Genomic DNA, 19,796 nt, shown 5'->3' on the forward strand with positions numbered 1-19,796 from the left:
ACGGAGTCGGGCCGGCTGCGCCGTGTGGGTTACGCGCGGGGGCCGGGGAGGTCGGCGAGGGCGGCGATGCGGGTGCGGTGGTGGCCGGGGGTGCCGAAGGCGAGGGCGTCGGCCTTGGCCCGCTTGAGGTAGAGGTGGGCGGGGTGTTCCCAGGTCATGCCGATGCCGCCGTGCAGCTGGACGCACTCCTCGGCGGCGTGGACGGCGGCGGTGGAGCAGGAGGCCTGGGCGACGGCGACGGCGAGGGCGGTGTCGGGGGCGCAGGTGGCCAGGGCGTCGGCGGCGTTGCGGGCGGCGGCGCGGGCGCCGGCGATCTCCAGCCAGAGCTGGGCGAGGCGGTGTTTGAGGGCCTGGAACGAGCCGACGGGGCGGTTGAACTGGTGACGGCCGCGGACGTGCCGGACGGTCTCGGCGAGGCACCACTCGGCGAGGCCGAGCTGTTCGGAGGCGAGGAGACCGGCGCCGGTGGTCAGGGCCCGGTCGAGGGCGGCGCGGGCGGTGGCGGGTCCGGCGAGCAGGTCGCCGGGGGTGCGGTCGAGGGTGATGCGGGCGAGCGGGCGGGTCAGGTCGAGCGGGGTCTGCGGGGTGATCGCCGCGTCCCGGGTCCGTACGGCGTACAGGCCGGTGTCGGCGGGGACGAGCAGGACGTCGGCGGCCGCGCCGTCGGCGACCGCGGAGACGGTGCCGGTGAGGCGGCCGTCGACGGTGGTGACGGCCGACGGGTGGGGCGCGCCGGGGCCGAGGGTGAGCGGTACGGCGAGCACGCACAGGGTGCTGCCGGCGGCGAGGGGACGCAGCAGGCCGGCCACGGCGGGCTGCGCGGTGTCGCAGCCGAGGAGGGCGGTGGCGGCGGTGACGGGGCCGGTGAGGTAGGGCAGCGGGGCTGCGGAGCGGCCGAGTTCTTCGAGGACGACGGCGGCTTCGCGGGGGCCGGCGCCGTGGCCGCCGAGGTGTTCGGGAACGAGGAGTCCGGCGGCGCCGATGCCGGTGGCGAGGGTGTGCCAGAGGGCGGGGTCGTGGGGGCTGCCGGCCTCGGCGCGGGCGAGGGTGGCACCGTGGTCGGCGGCCTTGGTGTCGAGGAGGGCGCGGACGGCGGCGCGCAGGTCGTCCTCGGCGGCGGTGTAGAGGAGGTCGGGGGTGGCGGTCATCGGGCCAGGTCCTTCCAGGGCAGGTCCTTGTCGTCGCGCGGCTCGGCGGGCAGGCCGAGGACTCGTTCGGCGACGATGTTCAGGAGGATCTCGCTGGTGCCGCCCTCGATGGAGTTGCCCTTGGAGCGCAGGTAGCGGTAGCCGGCGTCGCGTCCGGTGAAGTCGACGAGTTCGGGGCGGCGCATGGTCCAGTCGTCGTACAGGAGGCCCTCCTCGCCGAGGAGTTCCACTTCGAGGCCGCTGATCTCCTGGTTGAGGCGGGCGAAGGTGAGCTTCATGCCGGAGCCTTCGGGGCCGGGGCGGCCTGCGGCGAGCTGCTGGCGGAGCCGTTCGCCGGTGAGGCGGGCGACTTCGGCCTCGACCCACAGCTCCAGGAGCCGCTGGTGCAGGGCGTGGGTGCGCAGGGCGGGGCGGTCCCGCCAGACGGCGGCGAGCGGGGCGATCATGCCGCCTTCGCGCGGGAGCCGCATGCCGCCGATGGAGACGCGTTCGTTCATGAGGGTGGTGCGGGCGACCTCCCAGCCCTGGCCGACGGCGCCGAGGCGGTGCCGGTCGGGGATGCGGACGCCGGTCAGGAAGACCTCGTTGAACTCGGCCTCGCCGGTGATCTGGCGCAGCGACCGGACCTCGACGCCGGGGTCGGTCATGTCGCAGAGGAAGTAGGTGATGCCCTGGTGTTTGGGCAAGGCGGGGTCGGTGCGGGCGACGAGGATGGCCCAGCGGGCGAGGTGGGCACTGGAGGTCCACACCTTCTGGCCGTCGACGATCCAGTCGCCGGTGTCCTCGTCGCGGACCGCTCGGGTGGCGAGGGCGGCGAGGTCGGAGCCGGCGCCGGGCTCGCTGAACAGCTGGCACCAGACTTCCTCGCCGGTCCACAGGGGGCGCAGGAAGCGCTGCTTCTGCTCCTCGGTGCCGTAGGCGAGGATCGTGGGGGCTGCCATGCCGAGGCCGATGCCGATGCGGCGGGGGTCGTTGTCGGGGGCGCCGGCGGCGCCGAGGACGCCGTCGACTTCGGTCTGGAGGGTGCGGGGGGCGCCGAGGCCGCCGAGGCCTTCGGGGAAGTGCACCCAGGCGAGGCCGGCGTCGAAGCGGGCGCGCAGGAACGCGGTGCGTCCGGTGCGGGCGGGCGGGTGTGCGGCGAGGAACTCCTCGGTGCGGCGGCGCAGGGCGGCGGCGTCGGGGGCGGCGCTCATCGGGCGGCCTGCTGCGGGAGGACGGCGATGCGGCCGGTGGTGGTGCCGTCGGCGAGGCGCTGGACGGCGTCGGAGGCTGCGGCGAGCGGGACGCGTTCGCTGACGAGGGGGCGGATGGCGCCGGTGGCGGCGAGCCGGGTGAGTTCGTCGTGGCAGGTGCGGACGGCGGCCGGGTCGTGGGTGGCGTAGAGGCCCCAGTGGAGGCCGACGATGGCGTAGTTCTTGATCAGGGCGTGGTTGAGGGCCGGGGTGGGGACGGTGCCGCCGGCGAAGCCGACGACGAGGATGCGGCCTTCGAAGGCGATGCACTTGGCGGAGGCGGCGTAGGCGTCGCCGCCGACCGGGTCGTAGACCACGTCGGCGCCGCGGCCGCCGGTGAACTCCTTGACGCGGGCGGCGATGTCCTCGGTGGTGCGGTCGATGACGAGGTCGCAGCCGAGTTGTTCGGCGACCCGGGTCTTGTCCTTGCCGCCGGCGACGCCGATGACGGTGGCGCCGGCGGCCTTGCCGAGCTGGACGGCGGCGCTGCCGACGCCGCCGGCCGCCGCGTGCACGAGGAGGGTTTCGCCGGGCTGCAGCCGGGCCCGGCGGTGCAGGCCGAACCAGCCGGTCTGGTAGCCGATGTGGAGGGCGGCGGCCTCGGCGTCGTCGAGGGAGTCGGGGGCGGGCAGCAGGGCGGCCGCGTCGGCGGTGGCGTATTCGGCGAAACCGCCGTGCGGCAGGCGGGGGTTGGCGATGACCCGGCGGCCGTCCTCGGTCTCGCCGCAGATCTCGACGCCGGGGGTGAACGGGAGCTCGGGCCGGATCTGGTACGTCCCTCGGACGAGGAGGGCGTCGGGGAAGTTGACGTTGGCGGCGAGGACCCTGAGCCGGACCTCGCCGGGTCCGGGGTCGGGCGCCGGTACCGTGTCGAGGCGCATCGCCGCGCGGGGTTCGCCGTGGGTGTGTACTCGCCAAGCCTGCATCCGGGGCCTCCAGCCGCCGTCGAGGGACCGCACTCGGCGGCATACTAAGCGGTCGCTTGGCCTCAGGGGAACAGGGGGTGTCCCTCGCGGGGGCGATACCGCGCCGGATCCGGCCGGAAAGCGGTTGATGATGTTCCGCCCCGTTCTGCCCGGACACAGGGCACCATGTTCGACGCACACCGTTGTGCAACATCCGTACTGGCCGGGCTCCGGCCCGATGCTCGGCCTGCCGCGGCCGGCCGCGACCGGCGCCTCGGGCGCCGAGGCGGTCTCCGACAGCGACCGCGTCGGCGGCTACGCGGTGAACGCCAAGGGTGTCCGCAAGGCCGTGGTGTGGACCTGCGCGAGCAAGCAGGCGTACCTGCCGGGCTGATGCGGGCCGGCGCGACCATGGCCTTCTGGGCCGGTGCGCGCTATCGATGGCGCATGACCGAGCCTCCGCAGAGCCAGCACCGCGCCGCGTCCGGCCCGCCCGGACTGCCCGCACCGCCGCCGCCCGGCACCAGCGCCCTGCCCTCCGGTACGTACGAGGGGCGGGTGGTGCTGGTGACGGGCGGCGGTTCCGGGCTGGGCAAGGCCATCGCGGCGGAGTTCGCCCGGCTGGGCGCCGATCTGGTGATCGCCGGGCGGACGGCCGGCCGGCTGGACGCGGCCCGGGCCGAGCTGGCGGCGATCGGCGGCGGGCGGGTGGCGGCCGCCGTGTGCGACGTCCGGGACCCGGAGCGGGTGGCGGCGGTGTTCGACGCCGCCGAGGCGGCCTGCGGGCTGCCGGACGTGCTGGTGAACAGTGCGGCCGCCAACTTCCCCTGCCCGGCCGAGGACCTGTCCCCGAACGCCTGGCGGGCGGTCGTCGACATCACCCTGACCGGCACCTGGTTCGCCACCCGCGAGTTCGGCCGCCGCCACCTCGCCGCGGGCACCCCCGGCTCGGTCCTCAACGTGGGCGCCTCGTACGCCTGGACGGGCGGGCCGGGGTTCGCGCCGAGCGCGGCCGCCAAGGCGGGGGTGAAGAACCTGGTGGAGACCCTCGCCGTCGAGTGGGGCCCGTACGGGATCCAGGTGAACGGGCTGGTCCCGGGCCTGTTCCCGCACGCCGACCTGCCCGCGGGGATCCGGGCGGGCCTGGCGGCGGCCGGGCCGGATCCGGCCGGCGCCCGGCAGCCCGCGCTGCGGGTGGGCCTTCCGCGGGAGCTCGGCTGGGCGGCCACCTTCCTGGCCTCGCCGTACGCGCGGTTCATCACGGGGCACACGCTGGTGGTGGACGGGGCGAACTGGCAGCGGCGGGCGGTGGTGGCGCCGGCTGCCGTCCCGGTGCGCGAGCAGCTGGGGCGGGGGCCGTTCGCGGGCCCGTGAGGGCGGTCAGCGGCCGCCGAACTCCGGGGGCCGGCGGGCCGCCTGGGCCCGGTAGCCTTCGGCGCAGTCCTCCGAGGTGAGGGTGAGCGCGGCGGTCATCGCGGTGCGTTCCAGCGCGGCCGCCAGCCGGTCGTCGGCGAAGGCGTCGACGGAGCGTTTGATGCCCTGCACGGCGAGCGGCGCGTTGGCGGCGATCTCCGCGGCGACCGTGCGGGCCTCGCCGTCGAGCGCGGCGGGCGGGACCAGCAGCTGGACGAGGCCCAGCCGGTGGGCGGTGGCCGCGTCGATGCGGCGGCCGGTGAGGGCGAGGAACTTCGCCCAGCCCGCGCCCGCCTCCCGGGCGATCCGCAGGTCGCCGCCGGCGTCCACGGCGACGCCCAGCCGGGCTTCGGGGAGGGCGAACACGGCGTCCTCGGCGGCCACCCGGACATCGGCCATCAGGGCGAGCTCGAAGCCGAAGCCCAGGCAGTAGCCCTGGACGGCGGCGACGACGGGCTGCGGGAGCCGGGCGAGGACGGCGAACCGCTCGTGCGCCCAGCGGACGCCCTCGTAGTAGTTGCGGGTGCGGGCGGCCGGGGAGTCGCCGGTGATGCCGCCGCCGGGCGCGGTGACGTCGATGCCGGCGCAGAACGCCCGGCCCTCGGCACGCAGCAGGACCACGCGGACCGCCGGGTCGAACCGGATCCGGTCGGCGAGCAGGCCGAGTTGCCGGGTGGACTCCCAGCTCCAGCCGTTGAGGGTGGCCGGGCGGCAGAGGGTGAGGACGGCGATGCCGTCGTCGCCGACGTCGAGGCGGATCCGCTCCTCGCCCTCCGCGATGTCCGTGCCGATGGTGTCGATCACCGCACCCACCCCCTCCTGACGATTCGTCAGAATAGGGGGGCCGGGTCAGCGGGGGAAGAGTTCGAAGGGGACGGCGGGCCGGCCGCCGAACCGGGCCGCGGTGCGGTCGGCGACGCCCGTGAGGAAGGTGCGGCAGTACGCCTCGGGGTCCTCGTCGGTGAGCGCCTCGATGTAGGCGCGGTGCGCCAGCAGCGACTGCACGGAGCGCTCCAGGCCGGCGGTGGCGTCGGCGGCGTGGGTGGGGGTCGGGGAGTTGGCGACGGCCACCCAGCGGACCCCGTCCCAGGGCTCCAGGCCCTGCTCGCGGAGTTCGGGGAAGATCCAGCGGTTGCCGGCGTCGGCGGCCGCGTCGAGGACGGCCCGGCCCACGGCGCGGTGGTCGGGGGTGTTCCATCCCTGTCCGGGGCCGGGGCCCCAGGTGTCGCGGTGGTTGAGGGTGACGACGAGTTCGGGCCGGTGGCGGCGGATCGCGGCGGCGATGTCGCGGCGCAGGGCGGTGCCGTACTCGATGATGCCGTCGCGGTGGTCGAGGAACTCGACCGCGTGCACGCCGACCACCGCCGCGCTCGCCCGCTGCTCGGCCTCGCGGAGCGGGGCGCAGGCGTCGGGGTCCAGGGTGTCGATGCCGGCCTCGCCGCGGGTGGCGAGCAGGTAGGCGATCTCGCGGCCGCCGTCGGTCCAGTCGGCGATGGCGGCGGCGCAGCCGTATTCGAGGTCGTCGGGGTGGGCGACGACGGCGAGGGCGCGCTGCCAGTCGGTGGGCATGGGTTCCAGCTGGTCGGTCATGATCGCACCCTAGGTCATGCCTGCCCATGGGCAGGCGAACTGTCCGCTCAGCGGGCAGACTTGACGGCGGCGTGCGGCCGGCCGGGGCGGACCCGGCCGGAGGAAGGGGGGAGCCGGGATGGCCGTGGATCTTGAGGTGGTCGCCCTGGTGGATGCCGCGGGGACGTTTCCCGAGCCGGCCCGGCAGGCGTTCCCGAACGCCTCGGAGGCCGACTGGGAGCGGGCCGCCGCGGCCGATCCGGGGGCGTTCGGGCCGGCGGACGGCTGGCGGCTGGACTTCCGGTGCTTCGCCGTGCGGCGGCCCGGCGGCCGGGTGGTCCTGGTCGATGCGGGGGTCGGCGGGCCGGGCAGTCCGGCCGCGGACTGGGCACCGGTCCCCGGGCGGCTCCCGCAGGCGCTCCGGGAGGCGGGGATCGCCGCCGCCGACGTGGAAGCGGTGGTGCTGACGCACCTGCACAACGACCACACCGGCTGGGCGGTCGGGCCGGACGGCGCACCGTTCTTCCCTGGGGCGCGGTACGTCGTCCAGCGCGCGGAGACGGCGGCGCTGGCCGCGGAGGCGGCCGTGCAGGAGCACGTCGTACGGCCGCTGCGGCGGGCCGGGGTGCTCCAGGAGGTGGCCGGCCGGCACCGGCTGTGCCCGGGAGTGGAGCTGCTGCCCACCCCGGGCCACACGGCCGGGCACCAGTCGGTGCTGGTCACCGCTGCCGGGCAGGAGACGCTGCTGACCGGTGACGTGCTGGTGCACGCCGTGCAGTGGGTCAACCCGGCCGTGCGCTACCTCTACGAGGACGATCCGGAGCGGGCCCGGGAGACCCGCGAGGCACTGCTGGCGCGGGCCGCGGCGCGCGGGCAGGTGCTGGGCACACCGCACCTGACCCGCGCGTTCGTCCGCGCGTTCGTCCGCCCGTAGGGGCAGCCGCCGGCTCGCGTCAGAGTTCGTCGTGGACGAGCGCGAGGAGGCGGTCGAGGACGCGGGGGCCGCCGGCGCGGACGCCGTCGTGCTCGAACTCGTCGGTGACCCAGGTGCGCAGGCCGCGGACGGCCCGGGCGGTCTCCAGGGAGTGCGCGGTGTCCACGTACATGTCGTCGTGGTACACGGCCGCGGCGACCGGCACCTCGTTGGCGCCGAGCCGGGCCGGGTCGTACAGCGGCTGCCAGCCGGTGCGCTCGGCGAGGAGGTGGGCGGTCTCGCGGAGCGGGGCGAGCGCGGGGTCGGTCTCGAAGTGCCAGGGGTGGATGGTCTCGCCGCCGAAGAGCACCGGGTCGTCGCCGGCGAGGGCCTTGGCGGCGTCGAAGCCGGGGAACTCGGCACGGACCCGTTCCGCGGCCCAGCCGGTGGGGCGGGCCGGGTCCTGGGCGTAGATGGCCTCGTGCAGGACGGCGTAGAGCGGGTTGGCGGCGAACGACAGCTGCGCCTGGACGGCTTCCAGGAAGGCGTCGGAGAGTTCGGTGCCGGCCGGGGTGCGGACGAAGGCGTTCTCCAGCAGGTAGTGCAGGTGGTGGCTGCCGTCGCCGGAGCCGAGCAGCATGCCGAGGGACTGGAAGGCCTCGGGGGTGAGCCGGTGGCCGTTGCCGAGGACGGCGGGCCGTTCGGCGAGGTGGGCGGCGATCCGGCGGGCCCGCTCGACGTCCATGGGGTACCGGCGGTAGTGGGCTTGGTTCTTGCGGGCGATGCGCGGGTACGCGGCCCGGTAGACCTCGTCGGCGGTGGCGTGCAGCGAGGGCAGGCCGCCGGTGATCAGGGCGGCGCTCAGGCCCTCGGGGGCCGTGGAGAGGTAGTGGGTGGTGCAGAACCCGCCGAAGCTCTGGCCGAGCACGGTCCACGGCGCGCCGCCGGTGAGGGTCTTCCGGATGCTCTCGCAGTCGCGGACGATCGCGTCGGCGCGGAAGTGTGCGAGGTAGCCGGCCTGTTCGGCGGGGGTGCCGCGGAGCGGGAGGGTCTGCCGGTTCGCCGGAGTGGAGCGGCCGGTGCCGCGCTGGTCGAGCAGCAGGACGCGGTGGTCGCGGACGGCGCGGCCCAGCCAGGCCTGGCCGCCGACGAAGCGGCGGGCGGCGCAGCCGGGGCCGCCCTCCAGGTACACCAGCCAGGGCAGGCCCGACGGGTCCTTGCCGGCGGCCACCACCTCGCGGGCGTACAGCTCGATCTGCTCCCCGGCCGGGTTCCGGTGGTCCAGGGGGACGGTGAAGTGGTGGTCGGTGAGGACGACTCCGGGCTGGCGGTAGCTGCTCGTCACGGGTGTTTCCCCTGAGGTGTCGGCGGTGCGGCGGTGGCACGAGTGTATGCAGCACCGGCCGAGCCCCCGCGGGGGCCGTGTCCCGGCGCGGAGCGGGAGGCTCCGCGCCGGGGCGGGTCAGAGGACGACGACGGAGCGGAGGACCTCGCCGCGTTCCATGCGGGCGAAGGCCTCCTCGATCCCGTCGAGCGGGATGGTCTCGGAGACGAACGCGTCGAGGTCGAGGCGGCCCTGGAGGTACAGGTCGATGAGCATGGGGAAGTCCCGCTCGGGCAGGCAGTCGCCGTACCAGCTGGACTTCAGGGCGCCGCCGCGGCCGAACACGTCGAGGAGCGGCAGTTCCAGCTGCATCTCCGGGGTGGGGACGCCGACCAGGACGACGGTGCCGGCGAGGTCGCGGGCGTAGAAGGCCTGGCGGTAGGTCTCGGGGCGGCCGACGGCGTCGATGACGACGTCGGCGCCGTTGCCGTCGGTGAGGGCCTGGACGGCCTTGACGACGTCCTCGGAGCGGCCGTTGACGGTGTGGGTGGCGCCGAGGCCGCGGGCGAGCTCCAGCTTGCGGTCGTCGAGGTCCACCGCGATGATCTTCCCCGCGCCGGCCAGCCGGGCGCCGGCGACGGCGGCGTTGCCCACTCCCCCGCAGCCGATGACCGCCACCGAGTCGCCGCGGCCGACGCCGCCGGTGTTGACGGCGGCGCCCAGTCCGGCCATCACCCCGCAGCCGAGGAGGCCGGCGGCGGCCGGGGCGGCCGCCGGGTCCACCTTGGTGCACTGGCCGGCGGCGACGAGGGTCTTCTCGGCGAAGGCCCCGATGCCGAGGGCGGGCGCGAGCGGGGTGCCGTCCTCCAGGGTCATCCGCTGGGTGGCGTTGTGGGTGGCGAAGCAGTACCAGGGGCGGCCGCGCCGGCAGGCCCGGCAGCTGCCGCAGACGGCACGCCAGTTGAGGATGACGAAGTCGCCGGGGGCGACGTCGGTGACGCCGGCGCCGACGGACTCGACGACGCCGGCCGCCTCGTGGCCGAGGAGGAACGGGAACTCGTCGTTGATGCCGCCCTCGCGGTAGTGGAGGTCGGTGTGGCAGACGCCGCAGGCCTGGACGCGGACGAGCGCCTCCCCCGGGCCCGGGTCCGGCACCAGGATGGTGGTCAGCTCCACCGGCGCGTTCTTGGCGCGCGCGATGACTCCGCGAACGTGATGCGTCACAGTCAACCGCCTTGATTCGTCGTCAGACCAGGGCTTCCGAACGTAGCAGCCCGGACGGCGGTGTGCGCCGTCCGGGCCGACGCCGTGTCAGCTCGGGATCAGTCGACGACCCGGATCACCTTGCAGTCCATGTCGGCGTACACGTATCCGCCGCGGCCGTAGGCGTCGCTGTAGTACGGGCGCACCGACGGGTCGTTGGTGCCGTCGAAGACGAACGGCTCGACGATCAGGTAGCGGGAGGTGGGCTTGGTGACCCCGAGTTCCTTCTGCGAGCGGGTGAGCAGGGCGGGCAGGGCCTCCCACTTGACCTTGCTCATGTCGATCAGGTTGCCCTGGTCCTTGACGATGCCGCCGGGGCCGCGGTTGGTGACCTTGCCGTTGCGGTACTCCCACTCGTCGGCGACGCCGGCGTCCTTCGTGGGGACCGAGGCGAAGGCGTACTCGGGGTAGATCTTGAGGTCGACGAAGACGGTGGTTCCGGTCTTCTTTCGGAAGGCCTCGACGACGGCGCGGGCGCCGGCCGTGGTGAGCAGGTCGTCGGGGGCCTCGGCCTCGTCGCCGGAGTCGGTCCCGCCGCTCGCGTCGCCGGCGGCGGGCCCGGGGCCGCCGCTCTCCGTGTCGGTGACCTTGTGCGTGGCGCTGCCGTTCGGGCCGGCGGAGGTGCTGGTGTCGCCGCCGTTCGCCCCGGTCTTGCCGCCGTCGTCGCCGGGGAGCAGCTTGACGACGCCGAAGGTGCCGCCGACGAGGGCGGCGGCGACCAGCAGGCCGGTGAGCGCGTTGGTGCGGGCGCGGCGGGGGCGGACCGGCTCCGGGTAGGGCACCGGGGTGGTGGCCGGGGGCACGAAGGCGCCGGGTGCCGGGGCGCCGCCGGCGGGGTGTGCGGCGTACGGGTTGGAGGCCGCGTACGGGTTGGCGGGGCCTGGCGTGTGGGGGTAGCCGTAGCCGGGTGCGGGCGTGGCGGCGGCCGGCGGGACGGTCGCGGGGCCGGGCACCGGGGCGGCGGGCGGGGCGGTGCCGTCGCCGCCGGCCGCCTGCAGGAGGCGTTCCAGCTGCTCGCCGTCGGGCCGGGCGGCCGGGTCGCGGACCAGCAGCCCGGCCAGGACGGGGGCGAGCGGCCCGGAGCGCACCGGGTACGGGATCGGCTCGTCGAGGACGGCGACCACGGTGGCGAGGCTGGTGGCGCGGCGCAGCGGGTGGGTGCCCTCGGCGGCGACGTACAGCATCATGCCGAGGGACCAGAGGTCCGAGGCGGGGTTGCCCTCCTCGCCGCGGACCCGCTCGGGGGCGATGTACTCGGGCGAGCCGATCAGGTCGCCGGTGGCGGTGAGGCTGGTGGACTCGCGGAGGGCCGCGATGCCGAAGTCGGTGAGGACGGCGCTGCCGTTGGCGCGCAGCAGCACGTTGGCGGGCTTCACGTCACGGTGCTGGACGCCCTCGGCGTGCGCGGCGCGGAGCGCGGAGAGCACTTCCAGGCCGAGCCGGCGGACCTCGGCGACCGGCATCGGGCCCTGGACGAGGCGGTCGTAGAGGGAGCCGCCCTTGACGAACTCCATGACGATCCACGGGTGGGAGCCGTCGGCGGGTTCGACGATGTGGTGGATGGTCACCACGTGCGGGTGGGAGAGCCGGGCGAGGGCGCGGGCCTCGCGGACGGCCCGCTGGCGCAGCTGGACGGCGAGGTCGGGGCGGGCCTCGGCCAGCGCGGGGTCGGGCGGACGGACCTCCTTGAGGGCGACTTCGCGGTCGAGCGCGATGTCGCGGGCCCGCCACACGGTGCCCATGCCGCCGCTGCCGAGCGGGGAGATCAGTTCGAAACGTCCGTCGACCAGCCGTCTGCCGGCCTCACTGGTGTCCATGGCGGGCAATCGTATGAGGCGAGGATCGGCTGCTCCAGCCGGGTGGTCCCCAGCCGGTGCCGAGCGTGCCGCAGGCCGCGGCGCGGCTGCCGGACGCCCTTGTAGAGCACAGGACCAGTGGAGCTACTGGAGGTGCGATGAACGACGGAGGCACGGACCACGGGCCGAGCCGGCGGGACGTCCTGCGGACCACGGCCGGGGTGGCCGGCACCGCGGGTCTCGGGCTCGGGGCCGCGGGCGGGGCACCGGCCGCGGCGGCCGGGCCGGGGGCGGCGGCCCGGGGCGAGGGGGCGGCCGGGGGCGACGGGACGGAGGCGCGCCGGTATCCGACGATGGCGGGGGTGCCGTTCGAGGGGCGCAGCACGGTCCGGGTCGGGATCGTGGGCCTGGGCAACCGGGGGGCGCTGATGACGGACCTGTTCCTGCTGCTGCCGGGGGTGCGGGTGGTGGCGGTGTGCGACCCGGTCCGGGCGAAGGTGGAGCGGGTGGCCGCGAAGGTGGTGAAGGCGGGTCAGCCGGCGCCGGGGGCGTACGCGGCGGGCGAGGAGGACTACGCGAACCTGTGTGCGCGGGGTGATCTCGACCTGGTGTACGTGGCGACGCCGTGGGAGTCCCATGTCGAGGTGGCCAGGTCGGCGATGCTGCACGGCAAGCACGTCGGGGTGGAGTGCCCGCTGGCGATGGAGGTCGCCGAGCTGTGGGAGCTGGTGGACCTGTCGGAGCGGACCCGCCGGCACTGCATGCAGCTGGAGAACTGCTGCTACGGCCGCAACGAGCTGCGGGTGCTGCGGATGGCGCACGCGGGCCGGTTCGGCGAGCTGCTGCACGCGTCCGGCGCCTACCACCATGATCTGCGGGAGCTGATGTTCTCGCCGACGTACTACGAGGGGCCGTGGCGCCGGCAGTGGCACACCCGGCTGCGCGGTGACCTGTACCCGACGCACGGGTTCGGGCCGGTGGCGAACTACCTGGACGTGAACCGGGGCGACCGGGCGGTGTCGATCAGCAGTTTCGGCACGCAGGCGCTGGGGCTGGCGGAGTACCGGGAGGCGAACACCCCGGCGGGCGACCCGAGCCGCGGGGAGACGTACGTGGGCAGCGACCGCACGGTCAGCCTGGTACAGACGGCGCTGGGGCGGCTGATCCGGCTGGAGCACGACGTGTCGACGCCGCACCCGTACAGCCGGGTCAACAGTCTGGGCGGCACGCGGGGGGTGTTCGAGGACTATCCGGCCCGGATCTACCTGGAGCCTGACCACAAGGACGAGAAGTGGGGCGACTTCGCGGCGTACGCGAAGGAGTACGACCACTGGCTGTGGAAGGAGCACGCCAACCCGCCGGGCGGGCACGGTGGGATGGACTACATGATGCTGTTCCGGCTGGTGCAGTGCATGCGGCTGGGTCTGGTGCCGGACTTCGACGTGTACGACGCGGCCACCTGGTCGGCACCGGTGCCGCTGAGCCATGCGTCGATGCGGGCGCAGGGTGCGCCGCAGCCGATCCCCGACTTCACGCGCGGGGCGTGGCGTACCGCGCGCCCGGGCATCGACGCGCCGAAGCCGGTGTGAACGGCCCGGGCCCGGGGGGCGTGCCCCGGGCCCGGGGCGGCGGTCAGCAGCGGCGGCGGTCCTGGGTGACGGTGCCCTGGGCGGTGCTCACGGTGCGGTCGTGGCAGCCGCCGGAGCCGTACGCGCGGTAGCGCTCGGTGGTGGTGCCGACGGCGTGCCGCTGGTCGCGCGGGACGCCGGTGGTGTACGTGGCGTCGCCGCTGTAGCGGTGGTCGCGGCGGTGCCGGGCGGTGGGGTGGCCGGCCCGGTGGGTGGCGGAGTCGATGCGGTCGCCGAGGGTGAGGACCGTGCGCAGCCGGGCGTCGGCGCCGAGGACGGTCTCGCCGTCCATGGTGTAGGTGCGGTCGGTGTGGGTGGTGGTGCGGTCGGTGGTGACGGTTTCGCGGTCGGTCCAGGCGGCGGTGAGGGCGTCGCGGTCCTCGCCGTCGGTCCAGCGGTGGGCGGAGGTGTGGGCGAGGGTGCGGGTGACGGTGGTGGTGACCCGGCCGTGCGAGGTGTCGAGGTGGCCGGCGGTGGTGAGCCGGTGGCCGGCGCGGGTGTCGACGCGGTGGCCGGTGCCGGGGGTGTGGACGGAGGAGTTGGCCGGATCGCTCTGTTCGTGGCGGGTGAGGGCGCCGGTGACGACGGTCCGGCCGTGGTCCTGCCAGAGCAGGAGGTTGGCGGGGGTGCTCCAGCCCGCCTGGCCGGCGGGCACGCCCGCGACGGACACTTCGATGCGGTGCGGGCGGCCGTCGTTGAGGACGGCGGCGAACGGGGTCAGGTCGTAGACGACGGGTTCGACGTCGAAGGCGCGCGGGGCGGGGGTGACGTACCAGAGGAAGGGGTTGGACCAGCCGCCGGTCCAGACGGTCGGGAAGGGGGTGGCGATGCCGGCGAGGCGGCCGTCCACGGAGATCTGCACCTCGCGGTTCGGGCCGCCGGCGGCCTTGCAGGAGTAGGGGGCGGGGTCGGGGACGGTCAGGTACCAGTACTCCTCGCAGCCGCCTCCGGAGCCGGTGGCGTACACCTCGGCGAGGATCCGTTCGGCGTTGCGCGGGGTGGTGAGGGCCTCGCCGGTGACGGGCAGCACCCGGTCGGGGGTGTCCGCGGCTCCGGTGCGGCCGCCGGTGGCGTAGAAGGTGAGGGTGACGCGGACGTCGATGACTCCGGTGTAGGTGTCGTTGACGACGTTGCCGATCAGCATCTCGACGGGCTGGGGGCGGCCGAGGGTGTCGCGGTAGCGGGTGACGTCCTTCTCGACGGACCAGGTGATGCCGTCGGGCGAGGGCTGGGGCGTGGAGGTGCGGAGGATTTCGACGCCGCCGACGGCGAGGTGGCCGAGCCGGTCGTACTGCCGTCCCTTGACCTTGCCTTCGAGGCGCAGCACCACCTTGCTCCAGGCGGTTCCGCAGCCCGTGGGCGGGGTGTAGCCGCCGCGGTACGGGGTGAAGTCGCGGAACTGTGCGGCGGCGAGGGTGACTTCGCAGGAGCGGGTGGCGGGCCGGGTGACGGGCGGGGCGGCGGTGAGCGGATCGTGCCAGTCGGTGCCGAACTCGGCGGGAGGGGTGGTGCCGCCGGTGCGGGGGACGGCTGCGGGTGCGGCCGCGGCGGGTCCCGCGGCGGCCAGCAGGCCCGCCGCGAGCACCAGCCCGCCGACCGCCCTCATGATCCTCTGTCGTGTCATGGCCAGGCAGTGAAGCGCCCGGTCCGGCCCCGCACCAGAGCGGTCCGGCGGCCCGCGGCCGAAAACCGATGCGGTGCGCACGGGCTGCGGCACCGGGTGGTCCGGGGGCAGCATGGAAGGAGCAGTGGGAGGGGACCCGGTGGCGGGCCCCGGATCCGGCGTGCGGGCCCGTGCCCCGGTGCGGCGGCGGAGGGAGTGACGGGTGACAGCCGAATCCTTCCGGGCGGAGGACGGTGGCCCGGGCGCGCCCCTGCCCCCGTGGGGCCTGCTGGACGTGCTCGGCATCGCGGCGGTGGTGCTGGACGCCGAGGGCCGGATCGTGTTCTGGAGTCCGCAGGCCGATGCCCTGTTCGGGTACACGGCCGCGGAGGCGCTGGGGCGGTTCGCGGGCCCGCTGCTCACCCATCCGGAGCACCTGGGGCTGGTGATGCAGCTGTTCGCCGGGGTGCTGGGCGGCGGCGACAGCTGGTCGGGGGCGTTCCCGGTCCGCCACAGGGACGGCAGCACCCGGGTGGTGGAGTTCCGCAACATGCGGCTGCTCGACTCGTACGGGGACGTGTACGCGCTGGGCATCGCCGCCGATCATGCGGCGGTACAGCGGGTGGAGACGGACCTGGCGCTGTCGGAGCGGCTGGTGTCGCAGTCCCCGATCGGACTGGCGGTCCTGGACACCGACCTGCGGTACGTGCTGGTGAACCCGGCGCTGGAGCGGATCAACGGGATGCCGGCGGAGGAGCACATCGGGCGGCGGCCGGGCGAGATCCTGCCGGAGCTGGAGGCGGAGTCGCTGGAGGCGGCGCTGCAGCAGGTGCTGGATTCGGGGGTGCCGGTCCTCGACCACTACACGGTCGGCCGTACCCATTCGGATCCGGAGGTGGAGCGTGCCTGGTCGGTGTCGTTCTTCCGGCTGGAGGGGCCGCGGCAGCGGGTGCTGGGGGTGGCGGCGTCCGTGGTGGACGTCACCGAGCGGCACAGGGCCACCACGGAGGCGGACCGCAGCCGGCGGCGGCTGGCGCTGATCGCGGAGGCTTCGGCGCGGGTGGGGACGACGCTGGAGGTGGACACGACGGCCCGGGAGCTGGCGGAGGTGGCCGTGCCGGAGCTGGCCGACATCGCCGCGGTGGACGTGCTGGACTCGGTGCTGTCCTGGCGCCGGCCGGGGGCGCCGGACTCCGGCCCGGAGCTGTTCCGGGCGCTGGCGGTGGCGGCCCGGGCGCCGGAGGAGGCGCTGGAGGCGGCCGACCCGGTCGGCGGGATGGCGATGTACGGGGCGGACCGGCTGGTGACCCGGTGCGTGCACACCGGCCGGCCGGTGCTGGTGCCGGAGGTCGGGCCGGACGATCTGCGGGACATCGCGCGCAGTGCGCGGGCCGCCGAGCTGCTGGCCCGGTCGGGGGTGCATTCGTACCTGGCGGTGCCGCTGATCGCGCGCGGCGAGGTGCTGGGGGCGCTGGACCTGAAGCGGATCGGGAATCCGCTGCCGTTCGACGCGGACGACGTGGTGCTGGCGTCGGAGCTGGCGGCGCGGGCCGGGGTGGCCATCGACAACGCCCGCTGGTACCAGAGCGTCCGCAACGACGTGGTGACCCTGCAGCGCAGTCTGCTGCCGGGCCGGCCGTCTCAGCCTGCGGGGCTGGAGGTGGCCTCCCGCTACCAGCCGGCGCTGGCGTCGACGGAGGTGGGCGGGGACTGGTACGACGTGATCCGGCTGACCGGCGACAAGACGGCCCTGGTGGTGGGCGACGTGATGGGCAGCGGCATCGACGCGGCGGCCACGATGGGCCGGCTGCGGACCGCGACCTGCGCGTTCGCGGACCTGGACCTGGAGCCTGCGGAGGTGCTGCGGCACCTGGACCGGATCACGGAGGGGCTGGAGCACTACATCGCCACCTGCCTGTACGTGGTGTACGACCCGGCCCGGTCGCGCTGCCGGCTGGCGAACGCGGGTCACCTGCCGCCGGCGCTGGTGCGGGCGGACGGCCGGGTGTCGCTGGTGGACCTGCCGACGGGGGCGCCGCTGGGGGTGGGCGGGGTGCCGTTCGAGGCCACGGACATCGTGTTCGGGCCGGGCGACCAGCTGGTGCTGTACACGGACGGGCTGGTCGAGACGCGCGACGATCCCATCGACGAGCGGCTGGAGGTGCTGCTGGGGCTGCTGGACGATCCGCGGCGGCCGCTGGAGGAGACGTGTGATCTGCTGCTGACGGCCCTGCGGCATCCCGGTGATCCCGACGACGTCGCCCTGCTGGTCGCCCGGGGGCTGCCGTGACGGCCCGGGCGCGCAGCGTCGCCGGCCAGGTGTTCGCCCTGATCGCCCTCATCGTGGTGGTGCTGGTGGCGGCCGCCGTGCTGGCGCTGGTGCTGCAGGCCCGCAGTGACAGCGAGCAGGACGCGCGCAACCGGTCGCTGGCGGCGGCCGAGGCGTTCGCGCAGGCGCCGGGGCTGGCGGCGGCGCTGCGCGCACCGGATCCGACGGCCGTGCTCCAGCCGCGGGCGGAGGCGGCCCGGCGGGCGTCGGGCCTGGACTTCATCGCGGTGATGACCCCGGACGGGGTGCGTTGGACGGACTCGGAGCCGGAGCTGATCGGCGAGCGGGCCACGGGCGACATCGCGCGGGCCGCGCGGGGCGAGTCGTTCACGGAGGTGTTCCGGGGCGAGCCGAGCGATGCGGTGCGCGCGGTGGTGCCGGTGCGGGACGCGAGTGGTGCGGTGGTCGGGCTGGTGGGCACGGGCATCGAGGTCGGCAACGTGGGCGATGCGGTGGAGGGCCGGCTGCCGCTGCTGATCGGTGCGGCGGCGGGCGCGCTGCTGCTGGGCACCGGCGGGGCGGCGCTGATCAGCCGGCGGCTGCGGCGGCAGACCCGCGGGCTGGACGCGGCGGCGATGGCCCGGATGAACGAGCACCACGAGGCGGTGCTGCACGCCGTCCGCGAGGGCGTCCTGATCATCGGCGCCGACCGGCGGCTGCTGCTGGCCAACGACGAGGCGCGCCGACTGCTGGACCTGCCGGCGGACGCCGAGCAGCGGCACGTCACCGAGCTGGGGCTGGACCCGCGGACGGCGGAGCTGCTGGCGTCGGGGCGGGTGGCGACGGACGAGGTGCACCTGGCGGGTGACCGGCTGCTGGCCGTGAACGTGCGGCCGACGAAGCCGTACCGGGGTCAGGAGTCGGGCACGGTGATGACGCTGCGGGACACCACGGACCTGGCGGCGGTGTCGGGGCGGGCGGAGGTGGCGCGCGGCCGGCTGGAGCTGCTGTACGACGCGGGCGGGCGGATCGGGACCACGCTGGACGTGGGGCGTACCGCGGAGGAGCTGTCGGAGGTGGCGGTGCCGCGGTTCGCGGACTTCGTGACGGTGGAGCTGCTGGAGCCGGTGCTGCGCGGGGAGGAGCCGCGGGGTGGTTCGTACACGGAGATGCGGCGGGCGGCGCTGACCGGGATCCGGGCGGCGCATCCGCTGCAGCCGGTGGGCGATCTGATCCGGTTCGAGGTGGCGCAGACGCCGATGGCGGAGGCGCTGGCGGCCGGGCACGGGGTGCTGGAGGCGGATCTGACGACGGCGGAGGGCTGGCGGGCGCAGGATCCGGCGGGGACGACGGAGGCGCTGCGGTACGGGCTGCATTCGCTGGTGGCGGTGCCGCTGCAGGCCCGCGGGGTGGTGCTGGGGATGGCGAACTTCTGGCGGGCGGACACGGTGGAGCCGTTCGGCGAGGACGATCTGGCGTTCGCGGAGGAGCTGGCGGCGCGGGCGGCGGTCTCGATCGACAATGCGCGGCGGTTCACGCGGGAGCACGCGATGGCCGTCACGTTGCAGCGGAGCCTGCTGCCGCGGGTGCTGCCGGACCAGAGCGCGGTGGAGGTGGCGTACCGCTACCTGCCGGCGAAGCCGGGGGTGGGCGGCGACTGGTTCGACGTGATCGCGCTGCCGGGTGCCCGGGTGGCGCTGGTGGTGGGCGACGTGGTGGGGCACGGGCTGCACGCGGCGGCGACGATGGGCCGGCTGCGGACGGCGGTGCACAACTTCTCGACGCTGGACCTGCCGCCGGAGGAGCTGCTGGGGCATCTGGACGAGCTGGGCGGCCGGATCGACGCGGACGGCGGTCCGGAAGGCGGCGCGGACGGCGACCGGTCGGGCATCACGGGTGCCACCTGCCTGTACGCGATCTACGATCCGGCGTCCGGGCGGTGTGCGGTGGCGAGTGCGGGGCATCCGGGGCCGGCGGTGGTGCATCCGGACGGGCGGGTGGAGTTCCCTGAGCTGTCCACGGGACTGCCGCTGGGGGTGGGCGTGGGCGGGATCCCGTACGAGTCGACGTCGCTGGAGCTGCCGGCGGGCAGCCGGCTGGTGATGTTCACGGACGGGCTGCTGGAGGACCGGGACCGGGACTTCGACACGGGTCTGGGGCTGCTGCGGCGGGCGCTGGACCGGCCGGGCGGCCGGACGCCGGAGCAGACGTGTGCGGACGTGCTGGCCGGGGTGCTGGTGCCGGCGCCGGGCGACGACATCGCGCTGCTGGTGGCGGAGACCCGGCGGCTGCCGGCCGACCGGATCGCCGAGTACGAGGTGCCGGCCGATCCGGCGGCGGTGTCGCGGGTGCGGAACGCGGGGACGGCGCAGCTGGGCGTGTGGGGGCTGGACGCCATCGCGTTCAACGCGGAGCTGGTGCTGAGCGAGCTGGTGACCAACGCGATCCGGTACGGGGCCGAGCCGATCCGGGTCCGGCTGCTGCTGGACCGCACCCTGATCTGCGAGGTCGCGGATGCCGGGAGCACGTCGCCGCACCTGCGGTACGCGGCGACGACGGACGAGGGCGGGCGGGGGCTGTTCCTGGTCGCGCAGTTCGCGGACCGGTGGGGTACGCGGTACGCGGAGCGGGGGAAGGTGATCTGGGCCGAGCTGCCCCTGACGGCGGACGCGGCCGTCGAGTCGGCTGCCGAGCCGGACCTCGACGCGTTCGAGGACCTGGCCTGGTGAGGCC

Annotated in this window: 15 protein-coding genes; 6 read left to right on the plus strand and 9 right to left on the minus strand. The window is 75.3% G+C overall.

What is annotated here, in order from left to right; all coding sequences use genetic code 11:
- Window positions 1–29: 29 nt before the first annotated feature.
- Genes LG634_RS05115 through LG634_RS05125 form a run of 3 tightly spaced genes read right to left on the minus strand, consistent with a single transcriptional unit; the run spans window position 30 to window position 3,306 of the window.
- A complete protein-coding gene (locus LG634_RS05115; protein ID WP_226732399.1) occupies window positions 30–1,148 on the minus strand; it encodes an acyl-CoA dehydrogenase family protein in 1,119 nt (372 codons plus the stop codon).
- Window positions 1,145–2,341, minus strand: coding sequence for an acyl-CoA dehydrogenase family protein (locus tag LG634_RS05120; RefSeq protein ID WP_226732400.1), 1,197 nt, complete (start codon window positions 2,339–2,341; stop codon window positions 1,145–1,147). The genes LG634_RS05115 and LG634_RS05120 overlap by 4 nt, the downstream gene beginning before the upstream one ends.
- Window positions 2,338–3,306 carry an NADPH:quinone oxidoreductase family protein gene (locus LG634_RS05125; RefSeq protein ID WP_226732401.1) on the minus strand — a complete coding sequence of 323 codons (969 nt, stop codon included), beginning with the start codon at window positions 3,304–3,306 and terminating at the stop codon, window positions 2,338–2,340. Before LG634_RS05125 ends, LG634_RS05120 begins: the two co-directional genes overlap by 4 nt.
- A gap of 184 nt (window positions 3,307–3,490) precedes the next feature.
- Between LG634_RS05125 and LG634_RS05130 the strand changes: the two genes are divergently transcribed.
- Window positions 3,491–3,679, plus strand: a complete 189-nt coding sequence (locus tag LG634_RS05130; RefSeq protein WP_226732402.1) for a hypothetical protein — start codon at window positions 3,491–3,493, stop codon at window positions 3,677–3,679.
- 53 nt (window positions 3,680–3,732) lie between these two features.
- On the plus strand, window positions 3,733–4,659 hold the full coding sequence (locus tag LG634_RS05135; RefSeq protein WP_226732403.1) for an SDR family oxidoreductase: 927 nt from the start codon (window positions 3,733–3,735) through the stop codon (window positions 4,657–4,659).
- A 6-nt stretch (window positions 4,660–4,665) separates the two neighbouring features.
- On the opposite strand, the gene LG634_RS05140 is transcribed toward LG634_RS05135, so the two are convergent.
- Window positions 4,666–5,502, minus strand: coding sequence for an enoyl-CoA hydratase/isomerase family protein (locus LG634_RS05140; RefSeq protein WP_226732404.1), 837 nt, complete (start codon window positions 5,500–5,502; stop codon window positions 4,666–4,668).
- A 45-nt stretch (window positions 5,503–5,547) separates the two neighbouring features.
- A complete protein-coding gene (locus LG634_RS05145; protein WP_226732405.1) occupies window positions 5,548–6,288 on the minus strand; it encodes a PIG-L deacetylase family protein in 741 nt (246 codons plus the stop codon).
- 118 nt (window positions 6,289–6,406) lie between these two features.
- On the opposite strand from LG634_RS05145, the gene LG634_RS05150 reads away from it, so the two are divergent.
- Entirely contained in the window at window positions 6,407–7,201 is a 795-nt protein-coding gene (locus LG634_RS05150; protein WP_226732406.1) for an MBL fold metallo-hydrolase, read from the plus strand.
- A 19-nt stretch (window positions 7,202–7,220) separates the two neighbouring features.
- Here LG634_RS05150 and LG634_RS05155 read toward each other — a convergent pair whose 3' ends face one another.
- The 3 genes from LG634_RS05155 to LG634_RS05165 all read right to left on the minus strand — a co-directional run bounded on the left by LG634_RS05155 (window position 7,221) and on the right by LG634_RS05165 (window position 11,584).
- Window positions 7,221–8,525, minus strand: coding sequence for an alpha/beta fold hydrolase (locus tag LG634_RS05155; RefSeq protein WP_226732407.1), 1,305 nt, complete (start codon window positions 8,523–8,525; stop codon window positions 7,221–7,223).
- Between the two features lie 117 nt (window positions 8,526–8,642).
- Window positions 8,643–9,728 (minus strand): S-(hydroxymethyl)mycothiol dehydrogenase, encoded by a 1,086-nt coding sequence (locus tag LG634_RS05160; RefSeq protein WP_226732408.1) that lies wholly within the window; start codon window positions 9,726–9,728, stop codon window positions 8,643–8,645.
- Window positions 9,729–9,826: 98 nt separating this feature from the next.
- Entirely contained in the window at window positions 9,827–11,584 is a 1,758-nt protein-coding gene (locus tag LG634_RS05165; protein WP_226732409.1) for a serine/threonine-protein kinase, read from the minus strand.
- Window positions 11,585–11,721: 137 nt separating this feature from the next.
- On the opposite strand from LG634_RS05165, the gene LG634_RS05170 reads away from it, so the two are divergent.
- Window positions 11,722–13,152, plus strand: a complete 1,431-nt coding sequence (locus LG634_RS05170) for a Gfo/Idh/MocA family protein (RefSeq protein WP_226732410.1) — start codon at window positions 11,722–11,724, stop codon at window positions 13,150–13,152.
- Window positions 13,153–13,195: 43 nt separating this feature from the next.
- Here the strand turns inward: LG634_RS05170 and LG634_RS05175 are convergent, their stop codons facing one another.
- Complete coding sequence (locus LG634_RS05175; protein ID WP_226732411.1) at window positions 13,196–14,815, minus strand: peptide-N4-asparagine amidase; 1,620 nt, start codon at window positions 14,813–14,815, stop codon at window positions 13,196–13,198.
- A 202-nt stretch (window positions 14,816–15,017) separates the two neighbouring features.
- Here LG634_RS05175 and LG634_RS05180 point away from each other — a divergent pair, with 202 nt between their 5' ends.
- Together LG634_RS05180 and LG634_RS05185 are read left to right on the plus strand one after the other, a co-directional pair.
- Window positions 15,018–17,084 carry a SpoIIE family protein phosphatase gene (locus tag LG634_RS05180; RefSeq protein ID WP_226732412.1) on the plus strand — a complete coding sequence of 689 codons (2,067 nt, stop codon included), beginning with the start codon at window positions 15,018–15,020 and terminating at the stop codon, window positions 17,082–17,084.
- On the plus strand, window positions 17,081–19,792 hold the full coding sequence (locus LG634_RS05185) for a SpoIIE family protein phosphatase (RefSeq protein ID WP_226732413.1): 2,712 nt from the start codon (window positions 17,081–17,083) through the stop codon (window positions 19,790–19,792). The genes LG634_RS05180 and LG634_RS05185 overlap by 4 nt, the downstream gene beginning before the upstream one ends.
- The last annotated feature ends 4 nt before the right edge of the window (window positions 19,793–19,796 follow it).

The sequence above is a fragment of the Streptomyces bambusae genome, assembly GCF_020532645.1.
Taxonomy (GTDB): domain Bacteria; phylum Actinomycetota; class Actinomycetes; order Streptomycetales; family Streptomycetaceae; genus Streptomyces; species Streptomyces bambusae.